This is a genomic window from Pseudonocardia sp. P1, from assembly GCF_000178675.2.
Lineage (GTDB): Bacteria > Actinomycetota > Actinomycetes > Mycobacteriales > Pseudonocardiaceae > Pseudonocardia.
In genome coordinates this window covers 2076550-2090586 of record NZ_ADUJ02000001.1, presented here as the reverse complement: position 1 = coordinate 2090586, position 14037 = coordinate 2076550, and the positions used below count along the sequence as shown (strand labels likewise).

Sequence of the window (14037 nt, the reverse complement as noted above, 5' to 3'; positions counted from 1 at the left end):
TAATCTCGTCGCGTGGCCTTCCCCGAGCTCCCCGATGACCGCCGGGCCCGCCCCCGGCGGTATCGCGGCAGCGACGCCCCCGAGCGCACCGGTCGGCGGCGGGCCCCCGAAGGGCCCCCGCCCCCGGCCGCCGAGGACCAGGACTGGCTCGTCGGGACCCCGCTGCACGGCGGGCCCCCGCCGGCGGGGGACGACGGGGCGGCCGAGCCCGAGGCGCGCGGTGTACGCACCCGGCACGCGTCGGAGGCCGATGCGGACGCCTCCGGCGACGCCCCGCGCGGGCGCCGGTACCGCAACGGCTACGAGGACCTGACGGGCGAGCGGACCGGCCGGCACGGCGGGCCCCGCAACGGGTACGGCGAGCCGGACCCGTACGGCCCTGCCGACGCGGGCCCCGGGCGGCAGAGCAACGGGAACGGTGACGGCGGGGACTCCCTCCGGGCACGCTATGCCGACCGGCTGCGCGACTCGCCGCCGTACGAGGCCCCTCCGGACCGGCAGCCCGGCGACGACCGCCGGCCGCCCCCCGGCCGCACCGGCGGGCACCGCCGCGCACCCGAACAGTTCGAGGCGAACGGGACCGGCTCCCACCGCCGAGGCCCGGAGGCCACCGGCAGGCACGGCGCGGCCGATGCCCCCCGCTCGCCGGCACGCAACGGTGGTCCGGCCGGCTACGGGGCCCCCGGGTACGAGGCCGATCCGGCGCGCCACGGCGGCCCGGACGGCCGTCCCCGTGACCGCAACGGTCGCCCCGGTGGCCCGAACGTCCAGGACGGCGGCGCCCGGCACGACCGCCACGGCGGACGCGCCGGCCTCGGCGCCCCGTTCCGCCAGGACGGTCCGCCATCCGGCGCCGGCCCCGTTCCCGGGCAGGACGCCCGGCCGTCCCGCCGTCGCGCCGCTCCCGACGGTGCCGTGGGCGCTCCCGGACCGGCATGGGCTCCGGGCCGTCCCGGCTCGGAGGCTCCGGCCGCCCCCGGGCCCCGTCGCGGCACCGGCCCGGGCGGTCCCGCGGCCGCGCCGCCGCCCGGCCGCGCTCCCGCCGCACCGCAGGCGCCGCCGCCGTACGGCGTGGACGCCGCCCAAGGCGGGCCCGCCGCGCCCGTCCGGCCGCCCGGTCCTGTCGAGGACCCGCGGCGCCCCCACGGCCCGGCCGACGACGCCGGCCCGGCGGAGGACGACCTCCACGACCAGGCGCCGCCGACGGAGACGCTCCGGCGGCCGTCGCGACGCCGGAGGAGCGCCGCCGGTCCGCCGCCGGACCTCCCTCCGGAGGACGACGCCACCGGAACCGTGGCGCCGCACGACCTCGACGACGACGCCGGGCAGGCCGGTGCGGAGCAGGCGGACGACGGGACCCGGCGCGCGGGGAAGCGCTCCGGACCCGTCGGAGCCGGCGCGAAGCTCGCGGCGATGGCCGGGCTCGGGAAGGGCCCGGACGGCGAGAAGCAGAAGCTCGCGTTCTGGAAGGAGCTGCTGCTCCTGGCCGGTGTCGCGCTGTTGCTGACCGTCCTGATCCAGACCTTCCTGGCGAAGGTCTATGTGATCCCGTCCGGGTCGATGGAGACGACGCTGCACGGCTGCACCGGGTGCACCAACGACCGCGTGCTCGTCGACAAGGTCACCTACAACTTCACCGACGTCTCCCCGGGCGACATCGTGGTCTTCCGCGGCACCGACGGCTGGGCCAGCGAGACCTACACCGGTGAAGGATCGGCGAACCCTCTGGTCAAGGGCCTGCAGACGCTCGGCTCGCTGGTCGGCGTGGCCCCGCCCGACGAGAAGGACTTCGTCAAGCGGGTGATCGCCGTCGGCGGCCAGACGGTCGCGTGCTGCGACGCGCTGAACCAGGTGATGGTCGACGGCCAGCCCCTCGAGGAGCCCTACGTCTACTACCTGCCCGAGGCCGGCCCGGCCCGGCAGATCCCGTTCGGGCCGATCACGGTTCCCGAGGGCGAGTACTGGATGATGGGCGACTCGCGGAACAACTCCGCCGACTCCCGGGCGGCCGGTCACGGCCCGATCCCGGAGGAGAACATCATCGGCAAGGTGCGGCTGATCGTGCTGCCCTTCGACCGGTTCGGCTGGGTGAGCTCGTCCGACCCCCAGACGACGGCCGAGGCGGCCGGCGCACCGGGGCTGCCCGACGGCCTGCCCCTCGCGCTCGGCATCATGGGGACCCTGCCGCTCGCGGCCGGTCGGCGACGGACCCTGCGTGCCCGGGCCGACGCCGAGCGATTCCTGCCCGACACGCGCCACCCCACCGGGTGGCGCCGGAGATCCTGACCGGGAGCACCGTGCCGGTTCCCCCCGCCCGCGCCCGTACGGCCGCGGTGTCCCGCCGCGCGCCGGCCCGTCGCCGACGCCCGGTGCGGGTGCTGCCCGACGGCCTGCGCCCGCCCCGCGCCATCGTCCGCGACGCCGGCACCTGGACCCTGCAGACCGTCCTGCAGCGCCACGGACTCGGCCCGGTCGCCGGCGTCGACGAGGCGGGCCGCGGCGCCAGCGCCGGACCGCTGGTCGTGGCCGCCTGCGTGCTGCGCCCGGCCGATGCCGCGGCCCTCGACGGGCTCACCGACTCCAAGCTGCTGACGGCGTCCGCCCGCGAGCACTGGTACGGCCGCATCAGGAAGCGGGCGCTGGACCTCGCGGTGGTCGTGATCCCGCCCGCCGAGGTGGACCGCCGGGGCGTGCACATCGCGAACATCGAGGGGATGCGTCGGGCGGTCGCCGCGCTGACCACCGTCCCGCCCGGGTACGTGCTCACCGACGGGTTCGCCGTCCGCGGGTTCGGCCGTCCGGCGCTGGCCGTGCCGAAGGGCGACCGGGTCGCGGCCTGCATCGCCGCCGCGTCGGTGCTCGCGAAGGTCACCCGGGACCGCATCATGACCGAGCTGGACGCCGAGCACGCCGCCTACGGGTTCGCCGTGCACAAGGGGTACAACACACCCGAGCACGAGGGGGCGCTGCGCGCCCACGGACCGTGCCCGGAGCACCGGTTCTCGTTCGCGAACGTCGCCGCGGTGGCCGGACGCGAGGTGCCGGGCGGGCTGGTCCACAATGAGACCGACCCCGACGAGGTGCTCGGCGACACCGGTGAGGTGGAGCCGGCCCGATGGGAACCGATGGAGACCGTCACAGGAGGAGCAGGCCGGTGAGCGCCGAGGATCTCGAGAAGTACGAGACCGAGATGGAGCTCACGCTCTACAAGGAGTACCGCGACATCGTCGCCCAGTTCTCCTACGTGGTGGAGACGGAGCGGCGGTTCTACCTGGCCAACTCCGTCGACGTGGCACCCCGGAACGCCGACGGCGAGGTCTACTTCGAGGTCCGCATGTCGGACGCCTGGGTGTGGGACATGTATCGGCCCGCGCGATTCGTGAAGAACGTGCGGGTGGTGACGTTCAAGGACGTCAACATCGAGGAGCTCGACACCCCCGACCTGCGGCTTCCCGACAGCGACACCTTCCCCGGCTGAGATTGCCACACCCCACCGACGGCGGACCCCGCCCGCGACCGCGGCCGGCGGTGCCGATCCCCAAGCGGGGAATCCGTCCACAGCGGCCCGATCCGCCGGTCCCGCGCCCCGCCGCGGGCCGATCGTGGATCCATGGCTGCGAAGGACGAGCTCGGCCGGCGCGGTGAGGACACCGCCGCCGAGTACCTCGAACGGGCACACGGCATGGTCGTGCTGGCCCGCAACTGGCGGTGCAAGGACGGCGAGCTCGACATCGTCGCCACCGACCCGGAACACCGGCTGATCGTCTGCGAGGTGAAGACCCGGTCGGGCACCCGGTTCGGGGAACCCGCCGAGTCGGTCACACCCCGGAAGATGCGCCGGATCCGCGGGCTGGCCCGGACCTGGATGGGCGCCCACCAGCTCGGGTGGACCGAGATCCGGTTCGACGTCGTCGCGGTGCTGATGCCGCCCGGTGGGCCTGCCACGCTCACCCACTACCCGGCGGCGTTCTGATGGGCGAGCTGGCACGGGTGTGGTCGGTCGAGCTGCACGGCGTCGACGGCGTCCCGGTCGAGATCGAGGCGGCGATCGGCGGCGGCATCCCGGGCGTCCACCTGGTCGGGCTGCCCGACGCCGCGCTGAACGAGGCCAAGGACCGGGTGCGGTCGGCGGTCGTGCACTCGGGGCGCCGGTGGCCGAACGAGCGGATCGTGCTCGCGCTCTCCCCGGCGACCCTGCGCAAGACCGGGAGCCGGTTCGACCTCGCCCTGGCCGCGGGAGTGCTCGCCGCCGCCGGGGCGGTCCCGGCGGACCGGCTCGCGGGCACCGTCCTGCTGGGGGAGCTCGCCCTCGACGGGCGGCTGCGGCCGGTCCGCGGCGTGCTGCCCTGCCTGCTCGCGGCCCGCGACGCCGGGATGTCCCGCGCCGTCGTGCCGCGCGCCGCGCTCGCCGAGGCGGCACTGGTCGACGGGCTGGAGTCGTACGGCGCGGAGTCGCTGTCCGAGGTGCTCGACTGGGCGGCCGGGAACCGCCCGCTCGACCGGGTCCCGCCCGTCACCGACCCCGGACCCGCCGATCCCGCACCGGAACTGGCCGACGTGATCGGCCAGGACGACGCCCGCCGTGCCCTGGAGATCGCCGCCGCCGGCGGGCACCACCTGCTGATGGTCGGCCCGCCCGGTACCGGGAAGACCATGCTCGCCCAGCGGATCGTGGGGCTGCTGCCCCGGCTCGGGCGGCCGGAGGCGTTGCAGCTCGCGGCGATCCGGTCGGTCGCCGGGCGGCTGGGGGAGTCCGCGCCGCTGAGCACGCTCGCGCCGTTCGTCGCACCGCACCACTCGGCCTCGGCGGCGGCGCTGCTCGGGGGCGGCAGCGGCGTGGCACGTCCCGGCGCGGTCTCGCTCGCCCACCGCGGTGTCCTGTTCCTCGACGAGTGCCCGCACTGGCCCGCCTCGGTGCTCGACGCGCTGCGCACCCCGCTGGAGGAGGGGGAGGTCCGGCTGTCCCGGGCCGAGGGCAGCGTCCGCTACCCGGCCCGGTTCCAGCTCGTCCTCGCGGCGAACCCGTGCCCCTGCGCACCCCCGATCGACCGGGACTGCACCTGTCGGGCCGACGCCCGCCGCCGCTACACGTCCCGGCTCTCCGGCCCGCTGCTCGACCGCGTCGACCTGAGGGTGGCGATGCAACCCGTGACGAGGCTGGTGGTGCAGGGCCCCCGGGGCGACGACACGGCCACCGTCCGGCGACGGGTGATCGACGCCAGGACCGCGGCCGGTGAGCGCTGGTCCGAGCACGGCTGGCGGTGCAACGCCGAGGTCCCCGGCACCGAGCTCCGGTCCCGGTTCCCGCTGCCGCAGGCGGTACTGGAACCCCTGGAGAAGCGCCTGCGTGCCGGTGAGCTGAGCGCCCGCGGGGCGGACCGGGCGCTGCGGGTCGCGTGGACCCTCGCCGACCTCGCCGGGAGCGACCGGCCGGACCGGCACGACGTCGACGCCGCCCTCTACTTCCGCGACCGGGGTGCGGCATGAACGCCGGCGGTGCGACGCGGCCGGCGCCGGGCAGCGGGCCGCCGGAGGAGGTCCTGCGGGCGCGGGCCTACCTGCTGCGCAGCGTGGAACCGCCGAACCGGCACCTGAACCGGCTGGTGGAGGAGTACGGGCCGGTCGAGGCCGCGGACCGGCTGCGGCACGGAGCGGTCCCCGACGAGCTGCTGCGCTCCGCGACGGCCCGCCGGGGCAGCGACCACACCGACGCCGATCTCGACACCGCGGCGGCCGCCGGGGCGCGGCTGCTGGTGCCGGAGGACCCGTCCTGGCCGGTGTGGCCGTTCGCCGCGTTCGCCGGTACCCGGCGGGCGGACCTGACCCCTCCGGTCGCGCTGTGGGCCCGTGGCCCCGGCGACGCGGCGGTGCTGGCGGACCGGTCGGTGACGATCGTGGGCTCGCGTGCGGCGACCCGCTACGGGCTGCACACCGCCGCCGACTTCGCCGCGGAGCTCGGCCGCCGGGGCGTCACCGTCTTCTCCGGTGCCGCGTTCGGCATCGACGCCGCGGCGCACCGGGGCGCGCTCGCCGCAGGCAGCCCGACGGTCGCGGTACTGGCGTGCGGCCCGGACCGGTCCTACCCGGCCGCGCACGAGGGCCTCATCGAGCGGATCGCCGAGCGCGGGCTGGTGCTGACCGAGTACCCGCCGGGCACGGTGCCCGGCCGGCTGCGGTTCCTGGTCCGCAACCGGCTGCTGGCGGCGCTCGGCGCCGGCTGCCTCGTCGTCGAGGCCGGGGCGCGCAGCGGGTCGCGGCGCACCGCGTCCGACGCGGTCGCCCTGCGCCGCCCGCTGATGGCGGTGCCGGGCCCGGTCACCTCGGGGCTGTCGGTCGGCTGCCACGAGCTGATCCGCACCGGGGACGCGAGCCTGGTGGGGCGGCCGGAGGACGTCCTGGAGGTCGTCGGCAGGCTCGGGGTGGACCTCGCGCCGCCGCCCGAGGGGGAGACGCGGCCGACCGACGGGCTCGCCCCGCACGCGCTCGCCGTGCACGACGCGCTGCCGGCCCGGGCCGCGTGGCCGCCGTCGCGGATCGGCGAGGCGGCGGGCCTCGACGCCGACGCCGTGCGCGCGGCCCTGACCGAACTGGAGGAGCACGGCCTGGCCGAGCACCACCAGGGGATGTGGCAGCGCCCGGCGCGCCGGGGCGGTCCTTGACCGGGCCCCGTCGGCGGCGGACCGTCCGGGTATGGCCCGCGCCCGCACGGACGATCCCGGTCTCGCCGACGACGTCGCGGCCGCCCTGGATGCCTTCACCGGCCACCTTCGCCACGAGCGCGGACGGTCCCCGCACACCGTGCGCGCCTACCGGTCGGACCTCACGGACCTGCTGCGGGACCTGCCGGCGCTCGCGGCGCTGGACCTGGACCACCTGCGCCGTGCGCTCACGGCCACCCACTCCGCCGGGGCGGGCCGGGCCACCGTCGCCCGCCGCACCGCCGCGGCCCGGACCTTCTGTGCCTGGGCGGTGCGCACCGGCCGGCTCGACCGCGACCCGGCGGCCCGGCTCGGTTCGCCGCGGGCCGGCACCGTCCTGCCGGAGGTCCCGGCCGCCGACGAGACCGCCGCCGTGCTGGACGCCGCGATCTCCGGTGCCACCGAGGACGCTCCGGAGGCGCTGCGCGACCTGTTGGTCCTCGAGCTGCTCTACGCGACCGGCATCCGTGTCGCGGAGCTGTGCGGCCTGGACCTGGACCGTGTCGACGAGGCGAGTCGTACGCTGCGGGTCCGCGGCAAGGGGGACCGGGAACGCACCGTCGTGTTCGGGGTGCCCGCCGCCCGCGCACTGCGGCGCTGGCTCGAGCGCGGCCGCCCGGCCCTCGCGACACCGGCGTCGCCGCCGGCGGTGCTGCTGGGCGTCCGGGGCGGTCGGCTCGACGCGCGTGTCGCCCGGACCGTCGTGCACCGCGCGATGCGCGCCGTCCCGGGAGCCACCGACGTCGGCCCGCACGGTCTGCGGCACGCCGCGGCCACTCATCTCCTCGAGGGGGGAGCCGACCTCCGTTACGTACAGGAGTTGCTCGGTCACGCTACGCTGTCGACGACCCAGCTCTACACGCACGTGACCGTCGACCGGCTGAAGGTGGTTCATGACCAGGCCCACCCTCGGGCGTGAGGTGTCGTCACCGACGACCGTCCGGCCCGATCGCTTCCCCTGTGTCCTGGCCTCGGCCCTCGACCGGGTCGCCCAGCCGTCGGCGTCGCGCCCCCTCGTCGCGGTGCCTCCGCCGCCCGGGGACGGCCCCGCCGAGCAGTCCGACGACCCGGGTCCCGGGGATGTCGGGGCGCACGTCGCGGAGCCCGGCCGGGTAGGGCCCGGAGGCGTCGGCGGATGGCGCGCCCTCCACCGGCGCGGCACGGGCACCGGCAGCGCGGACGTCGGTGGCACGGGAACCGGTGGCGCGGACGTCGGCGGCACGGGAACCGGTGGCACGGGAACCGGCAGCCCGGGCCCGGGCCCGGGCACCGGCACCGGCACCGGCACCGAGGGTGCCGCGGATCGCGGGACCGCCACGGGCGCCGTCCGGATGGCGCTCGTCCCGGCCGTCGGTGCCGCTGCGGGTGCGCCGGCGCGCGACACGCCCGGCGCCGCCCGGGACCACCTGATCGAGACCGTCGAGCCGGAGGCGCTGCCGCTGTGGCGCGCCCACCTGGCGGTGCGGAGCGCCGACACCCGCCGGCTCCTGGTCGAGCACCACGCCCCCCTCGTCCGCGGGATCGGGGCGAAGCTGGCGACCCGGCTGCCGTCGTCGATCGAGCTGGCGGACCTCCTGCAGTCGGGGACCTTCGGGCTGATCGACGCCGTGGACCGGTTCGACCCGGCACGCGGGGTGCGGTTCGAGGGGTACGCGGCGCAGCGGGTCCGTGGCGCGATGCTCGACGAGCTGCGCGCCCAGGACTGGGTGCCGCGCACCGTGCGCTCCCGGAGCCGGGAGATCGAGCGCGCCCGCGAGGCCGTCCAGAGCAAGGTCGGCCGGCCCGCCTCCGACCGAGAGCTGGCGGCCGAGCTCGGGATCGGCCTGCGCGATCTCCGGCAGGCGGTGCGGCCGGCGCTGCTCGTCAGCGCCGACGATCTCGACGGGAACGCCGCACCCGGCCCGGCCGCCCTCGCCGCCGCCGACACCGCCGACCCGGTCGCCACCGCCGTCCGCCGCGAGACCGGTGCCGAGCTGCGCGCCGCGATCGCCCAGCTCGGTGAGCGCGACCGCACGGTGCTCCGCCTGTACTACGTCGAGGACCACACCCTCGCCGAGATCGGCGCGCTGCTGGGGGTCACGGAGTCCCGGGTCTGCCAGCTGCACACACGGATGCTCACCCGGCTGCGCACCCGGATGGAGCCCGCCCTCGCGGGATGACCGGCCCGGCCGGTCAGGGCGGAGCGCCGTCCCAGGGGAGCAGCCGCATCCGCGGCGGGCGCAGCAGGACCAGCGGATCGAGGTGGTCGAGCCGGTCCCGCCGCACCCCCCAGTGCAGGCACGCGGCGACCGGGCAGCCCCGGTGCCCCGGCTCCAGGACGCCGACGGGGTCGCCCGACGCGACCCGGGCCCCGGTGGCGACGGCCGCCGTCACCGGCTCGTAGGTGCTGCGCAGCCCGTCGGGATGGTCGACCGAGACCACCCCGCGGCCCGCGACGGGCCCGGCATGGACGACGACGCCGTCGCGCGCCACGAGCACCGGCTGCCCGGGTGCACCCGCGAGATCGGCGCCCCGGTGGCCGCGCCCGTAACGGAACGTCGGCGCCCGGAACGGCCCCGTCACGGCAGGCACGGGCGCCAGCGGCCAGGCGTAGTGCGCACCGGGCGCCGGGATCCCGGCACCCGGCGGTCGTGGCGGTCGCGGTGGGAGCGGCTCTGCGGCGCGGGCCACCCACGGCGGCGCCAGGGCCACCAGCAGCACCGTCAACGCGACGAGGACCGTCCCGGCCCGCAGGAGCGATCGCCCGGCCCGTACGAGCGAGCGCCCGGCCCGCGTGAGCGCGCGCCTGGCCCGCAGGAGCGAGCGCCCGGACGGCACGGGCGGCGAGGGTGTCGTGACCACCCGTTCAGCCTGGATCCGCGACCGTCCGTCGCGGCGACGACCACCGGTCCTGGGGACGTACCGGCCGGTTGTGGACGGCCGCGGCCCGCGGCGGGCTCCGATGCGAGGGCCCCGAGGGCCCGGGCGTACACTGGTTCCCGCACCACGGTCAGACGTGGTGACTTCGCGCGCCCGCGTGCCCGGCGCGCCGTCCCCCAGGGTACGGCGCCGGGAGCGGAGGCCGGGCGGTCCCGCGGACCCGGTCGTCGAGTTCCACTCGCCGACCCGGGGAACCGGGTCCGGCCCCGCGGCAGGCGCCAGGGCGGTCCCACCACCGGTGGTCCGCAGAACCGCACGCGCGGCACCCGCCGCGCCCGACCGAGAGGTGATCACAGGCCATGGCCGTCGTCACCATGAAGCAGCTGCTCGACAGCGGCGTGCACTTCGGGCACCAGACCCGTCGCTGGAACCCGAAGATGAAGCGCTACATCCTCACCGAGCGCAACGGCATCTACATCATCGACCTCCAGCAGACGCTGTCGTACATCGACCGCGCCTACGAGTTCGTGCGCGAGACCGTCGCGCACGGCGGGACGATCATGTTCGTCGGCACGAAGAAGCAGGCCCAGGAGGCCATCGCCGAAGAGGCGGGCCGGGTCAACATGCCCTACGTGAACCAGCGCTGGCTGGGCGGCATGCTCACGAACTTCCAGACCGTGCACAAGCGCCTGCAGCGCCTCAAGGAGCTCGAGGCGATGGAGCAGACCGGCGGGTTCGAGGGTCGCACCAAGCGCGAGATCCTCACGCTGACCCGTGAGAAGGACAAGCTCGAGAAGACCCTCGGCGGTATTCGCGACATGTCCAAGGTGCCCAGCGCGGTGTGGATCGTCGACACCAAGAAGGAGCACATCGCGGTCGGCGAGGCCCGGAAGCTCAACATCCCGGTCGTCTCGATCCTCGACACCAACTGCGACCCGGACGAGGTCGACTTCCCGATCCCGGGCAACGACGACGCGATCCGCTCGGCCGCGCTGCTGACCAAGGTCATCGCGAAGGCCGCCGCCGACGGTCTGGTCTCCCGCGGCCAGCGCCGTGGCGAGGGCGAGGCCGCTGCGGAGCAGCCCCTGGCCGAGTGGGAGCAGGACGTGCTCGCCGGTAACGAGGTCGGCTCGGACGGCGCCAGCCTGGCCGCCGCCGGTGGCGACGGAGCGGACTCCGCGCCCGCCCCGGCGTCGAGCAGCAACGGCACCCAGAACTGACCCGCGGGGAGGGCCGGGGCCGACCGGCCCCGGCCCTCCCGGCGACCCGGTGATCCATTTCCCGTCACGACCCAGAGGACGAGAGACACCTGATGGCGAACTACAGCGCCGCCGACGTCAAGCGGCTCCGTGAGCTCACCGGCTCCGGGATGATGGACTGCAAGAAGGCCCTCGAGGAGTCCGAGGGCGACTTCGACAAGGCGGTCGAGCTCCTCCGCATCAAGGGTGCGAAGGACGTGGGCAAGCGCGCCGAGCGCGCCACCGCCAACGGCCTGGTCGTCGCCGACGGCGGCACCCTGGTCGAGCTGGACTGCGAGACCGACTTCGTCGCCAAGTCCGACGACTTCATCGCGCTGGCCGAGAAGATCCTCGCCGCCGCGGTCGAGCAGAAGCCGGCCGACCTGGACGCGCTGCGCGAGACCAAGCTCGACGCCGCCACGGTCGGCGAGGCCGTGCAGGAGCTCTCCGCCCGCATCGGCGAGAAGTTCGAGCTGAAGCGTTACGCCCGCGTCGACGGCCAGGCGGCCGTCTACCTGCACAAGCGCGCCACCGACCTGCCCCCGCAGATCGGCGTGCTGCTCTCCTACGAGGGCGACGACGCCGAGGCCGCCCGCGGCCTCGCGATGCAGGTCGCCGCGGCCCGCCCGGAGTTCACCACCCGTGAGCAGGTGCCGGCGGAGACCGTCGAGAACGAGAAGAAGATCGCCGAGGCCACCGCGCGCGAGGAGGGCAAGCCCGAGCAGGTGCTGCCCCGCATCGTCGAGGGCCGGGTCAACGGCTACTACAAGGACGTCGTGCTGCTCGAGCAGGCGTCCGTCGTGGACCCCAAGAAGTCGGTCAAGGCCGTCGCCGACGAGGCCGGTCTGACGATCAAGGGCTTCGTCCGCTTCGAGGTCGGCCAGAACTGATCTCCCGCCCCGGGCCGGGCGGTGCGAGCGGCACCGCCCGGGCCCGGAGTGAGAGAATCGGGACCACACCGCGAGTACGACAGGCCGGGGGAAGCAACCGTGATCGAGGAAACCCTCTTCGACGTCGAGGAGAAGATGGAGAAGGCCGTCGGCGTCGCGCGCGACGACCTCACCGGTGTGCGCACCGGCCGGGCCACTCCGAGCATGTTCTCCCGGATCGTCGTGGACTACTACGGCGCCGCGACCCCGCTGAACCAGCTCGCCTCGGTCAGCATCCCGGAAGCGCGGATGGCGGTCATCAAGCCCTACGACGCCAGCCAGCTCAAGGCCATGGAGAAGGCGATCGCCGAGTCCGACCTCGGCGTGAACCCCAGCAACGACGGCCAGATCATCCGCGTGATCATCCCGCAGCTCTCCGAGGAGCGCCGCCGCGACATGGTCAAGGTCGCCCGCGGCAAGGGTGAGGACGCGCGCGTCGTCATGCGCGGGCTGCGCCGCAAGGCGATGGACGAGCTGCACCGCATCCAGCGCGACGGTGAGGCCGGCGAGGACGAGGTCGTGCGCGGCGAGAAGGAGCTGCAGGTCCTCACGGACCGCTACGTCGCGCAGATCGACGAGCTCGTGAAGAACAAGGAATCCGAGCTCCTCGAGGTCTGACCCGGTGCCCCCCTCCTCCGACGCCGTCGTCCCCGTGACCTCCGACCTTCCCGGTGACGGGCCGGCCGGTGCCCCGGGGACCCCGGAGGGCGCGAAACCGGTCCGCGGCCAGAAGGGCTACAAGCGGTCCCGGCTGGGTCGCAACCTCGTCGCCGCGATCGGTGTCGGCGTCGGTCTCGGTGCGGTCATCCTGGTCAGCCTGCTGATCGTCCCCCAGTGGTTCGTCCTGGTGCTGGCGGTCTGCACGGTCGTCGCGACCTGGGAACTGGCCGGTGCCCTGCGGCGCGGGGCCGACATCCGGGTGTCGCTCCCGGTGCTCCTCGCGGGCGGGCAGGCCATCGTCTGGCTGTCGTGGCCGTTCGGCCTGCGCGGCGCCGCGATCGCGCTCGGCGCGACGGTGCTGGGCTGCCTGCTCTGGCGGATGCGTGAGGGCGCGGCGCACTTCGTGCGCGACATCAGCGCCTCGATGTTCGTGGCCCTCTACGTGCCGCTGCTGGTCGCCTTCGCCGTGCAGATGACGGTCGCCCCGCAGGGCGTCGGCCGCGTCCTGACGTTCCTGCTCTGCGTCGTCGCCTCCGACGTCGGCGGGTACGCCGCCGGGGTCGTCGCCGGCCGGCATCCGATGGCCCCCACGATCAGCCCCAAGAAGTCCTGGGAGGGCTTCGCGGGCTCGCAGGTCGCGGGCATGGCCGCCGGGTCGCTGTGCGTGGCGCTGTTCCTCGGCGTGCCCTGGTACTGGGGCACCCTCGTCGGCGCACTGCTCGTCGCCACCGCCACCCTCGGCGACCTGGTCGAGTCGCTGGTGAAGCGCGACCTCGGCATCAAGGACATGGGCACCCTGCTCCCGGGGCACGGTGGCCTGCTGGACCGGATGGACTCCCTGCTGCCCACGGCGTTCGTCGCCTGGGCGGTGCTCGGGATCGTCGTCCCCGTCGCGTGAGACGCACCTGGACCGGGTTCGGCGGGCAGCAGAAGTCCGGCCCCGCCATCCCCAGCCCGAACATCTGGAACTGGCCCGAGGTCTACGAGACCGAGAACCGCGCGCAGGACGCCGACGGCACCCTGTGGGCGGCGTTGTGCGAGGAGACCGGCGGCTGGGCGGGGCTCGACGTCGTCGACGTCGGCTGTGGTGACGGTTTCCACCTGCCCCGCTTCGCCGAGGTCGCCGCGACCGTCACCGGCGTCGAGCCGCACCCGCCGCTGGTGGAGCGGGCCCGGGAGCGCTGCGCCGACGACGACCGGATCTCCGTGCACCGGGCCGGTGCCGAGCGGCTGCCGCTGCCCGACGCGTCCGCCGACGTCGTGCACGCCCGGACCGCCTACTTCTTCGGGCCGGGCTGCGAGCCGGGCCTGGCCGAGGCCGAGCGCGTGCTGCGGCCCGGCGGGGTGCTCGCCGTCGTCGACCTGGACTTCACGTCCCGGCCGTACGGGAACTGGCTGCGGGCGGACCTGCCCCGCTACGACCCGCCTGCGGTGGACAGGTTCTTCTCGGGCCAGGGCTTCGCGCTGCGCCGGGTGCGGTCGACCTGGCGGTTCGCCACCCGGGCCGACCTGGAGGAGGTGCTCCGTATCGAGTTCTCGGCGCGCACCGCGCGCCGGGCGACCGACGACGTCGCCGGCCTCTCGATCCAGGTTGGCTACCGGCTGCACACCCGGCGCCGCGCCACGGGGCTCGTCCTGCCCCGGGGATGACGG

Annotated in this window: 14 protein-coding genes; 13 read left to right on the top strand and 1 reads right to left on the bottom strand. The window is 75.6% G+C overall.

All coding sequences use genetic code 11. The features are described from left to right. The first annotated feature begins 12 nt into the window (after positions 1–12). The 8 genes from lepB (at position 13) to PP1_RS09155 (ending at position 8857) form a co-directional block, all read left to right on the top strand. Positions 13–2286 carry a signal peptidase I gene (gene lepB, locus PP1_RS09190; protein ID WP_249265951.1) on the top strand — a complete coding sequence of 758 codons (2274 nt, stop codon included), beginning with the start codon at positions 13–15 and terminating at the stop codon, positions 2284–2286. Between the two features lie 89 nt (positions 2287–2375). After that, positions 2376–3158, top strand: coding sequence for a ribonuclease HII (locus tag PP1_RS09185; protein WP_139324053.1), 783 nt, complete (start codon positions 2376–2378; stop codon positions 3156–3158). Further along, complete coding sequence (locus tag PP1_RS09180) at positions 3155–3478, top strand: DUF2469 domain-containing protein (RefSeq protein WP_010227806.1); 324 nt, start codon at positions 3155–3157, stop codon at positions 3476–3478. Before PP1_RS09185 ends, PP1_RS09180 begins: the two co-directional genes overlap by 4 nt. A gap of 132 nt (positions 3479–3610) precedes the next feature. Beyond that, the gene (locus tag PP1_RS09175) at positions 3611–3973 is read left to right on the top strand and encodes a YraN family protein (protein ID WP_010227808.1); all 363 of its coding nucleotides are present in this window, start codon (positions 3611–3613) and stop codon (positions 3971–3973) included. Next, positions 3973–5487, top strand: a complete 1515-nt coding sequence (locus tag PP1_RS09170; protein WP_075314050.1) for a YifB family Mg chelatase-like AAA ATPase — start codon at positions 3973–3975, stop codon at positions 5485–5487. The genes PP1_RS09175 and PP1_RS09170 overlap by 1 nt, the downstream gene beginning before the upstream one ends. Further along, on the top strand, positions 5484–6659 hold the full coding sequence (gene dprA / locus PP1_RS09165; protein WP_075314051.1) for a DNA-processing protein DprA: 1176 nt from the start codon (positions 5484–5486) through the stop codon (positions 6657–6659). Before PP1_RS09170 ends, dprA begins: the two co-directional genes overlap by 4 nt. A gap of 31 nt (positions 6660–6690) precedes the next feature. Beyond that, the gene (locus tag PP1_RS09160) at positions 6691–7617 is read left to right on the top strand and encodes a tyrosine-type recombinase/integrase (RefSeq protein WP_075314052.1); all 927 of its coding nucleotides are present in this window, start codon (positions 6691–6693) and stop codon (positions 7615–7617) included. Continuing rightward, a complete protein-coding gene (locus PP1_RS09155) occupies positions 7592–8857 on the top strand; it encodes a FliA/WhiG family RNA polymerase sigma factor (protein WP_139323806.1) in 1266 nt (421 codons plus the stop codon). Before PP1_RS09160 ends, PP1_RS09155 begins: the two co-directional genes overlap by 26 nt. Before the next feature lie 13 nt (positions 8858–8870). Here the strand turns inward: PP1_RS09155 and PP1_RS09150 are convergent, their stop codons facing one another. Next, positions 8871–9539 (bottom strand): M23 family metallopeptidase, encoded by a 669-nt coding sequence (locus PP1_RS09150; protein WP_010239924.1) that lies wholly within the window; start codon positions 9537–9539, stop codon positions 8871–8873. 377 nt (positions 9540–9916) lie between these two features. On the opposite strand from PP1_RS09150, the gene rpsB reads away from it, so the two are divergent. The 5 genes from rpsB to PP1_RS09125 all read left to right on the top strand — a co-directional run bounded on the left by rpsB (position 9917) and on the right by PP1_RS09125 (position 14034). Continuing rightward, positions 9917–10777 carry a 30S ribosomal protein S2 gene (gene rpsB / locus PP1_RS09145; protein ID WP_010239922.1) on the top strand — a complete coding sequence of 287 codons (861 nt, stop codon included), beginning with the start codon at positions 9917–9919 and terminating at the stop codon, positions 10775–10777. A 92-nt stretch (positions 10778–10869) separates the two neighbouring features. After that, positions 10870–11685 carry a translation elongation factor Ts gene (gene tsf, locus PP1_RS09140; RefSeq protein WP_010239919.1) on the top strand — a complete coding sequence of 272 codons (816 nt, stop codon included), beginning with the start codon at positions 10870–10872 and terminating at the stop codon, positions 11683–11685. Between the two features lie 99 nt (positions 11686–11784). Next, entirely contained in the window at positions 11785–12342 is a 558-nt protein-coding gene (gene frr, locus PP1_RS09135; RefSeq protein ID WP_010239917.1) for a ribosome recycling factor, read from the top strand. Positions 12343–12346: 4 nt separating this feature from the next. Further along, positions 12347–13282 (top strand): phosphatidate cytidylyltransferase, encoded by a 936-nt coding sequence (locus PP1_RS09130; RefSeq protein ID WP_010239914.1) that lies wholly within the window; start codon positions 12347–12349, stop codon positions 13280–13282. Continuing rightward, positions 13279–14034: a class I SAM-dependent methyltransferase gene (locus PP1_RS09125; RefSeq protein ID WP_010239912.1), complete on the top strand. Its 756-nt coding sequence runs from the start codon at positions 13279–13281 to the stop codon at positions 14032–14034. Before PP1_RS09130 ends, PP1_RS09125 begins: the two co-directional genes overlap by 4 nt. Positions 14035–14037: the final 3 nt, after the last annotated feature.

What these genes read in the sequence shown, in the direction of transcription:
- PP1_RS09175 (WP_010227808.1), top strand. Translation starts at nt 3,611, where the DNA reads ATGGCTGCGAAGGACGAGCTCGGCCGGCGCGGTGAGGACACCGCCGCC.
- PP1_RS09170 (WP_075314050.1), top strand. Translation starts at nt 3,973, where the DNA reads ATGGGCGAGCTGGCACGGGTGTGGTCGGTCGAGCTGCACGGCGTCGAC.
- dprA (WP_075314051.1), top strand. Translation starts at nt 5,484, where the DNA reads ATGAACGCCGGCGGTGCGACGCGGCCGGCGCCGGGCAGCGGGCCGCCG.
- PP1_RS09160 (WP_075314052.1), top strand. Translation starts at nt 6,691, where the DNA reads ATGGCCCGCGCCCGCACGGACGATCCCGGTCTCGCCGACGACGTCGCG.
- PP1_RS09155 (WP_139323806.1), top strand. Translation starts at nt 7,592, where the DNA reads ATGACCAGGCCCACCCTCGGGCGTGAGGTGTCGTCACCGACGACCGTC.
- rpsB (WP_010239922.1), top strand. Translation starts at nt 9,917, where the DNA reads ATGGCCGTCGTCACCATGAAGCAGCTGCTCGACAGCGGCGTGCACTTC.
- tsf (WP_010239919.1), top strand. Translation starts at nt 10,870, where the DNA reads ATGGCGAACTACAGCGCCGCCGACGTCAAGCGGCTCCGTGAGCTCACC.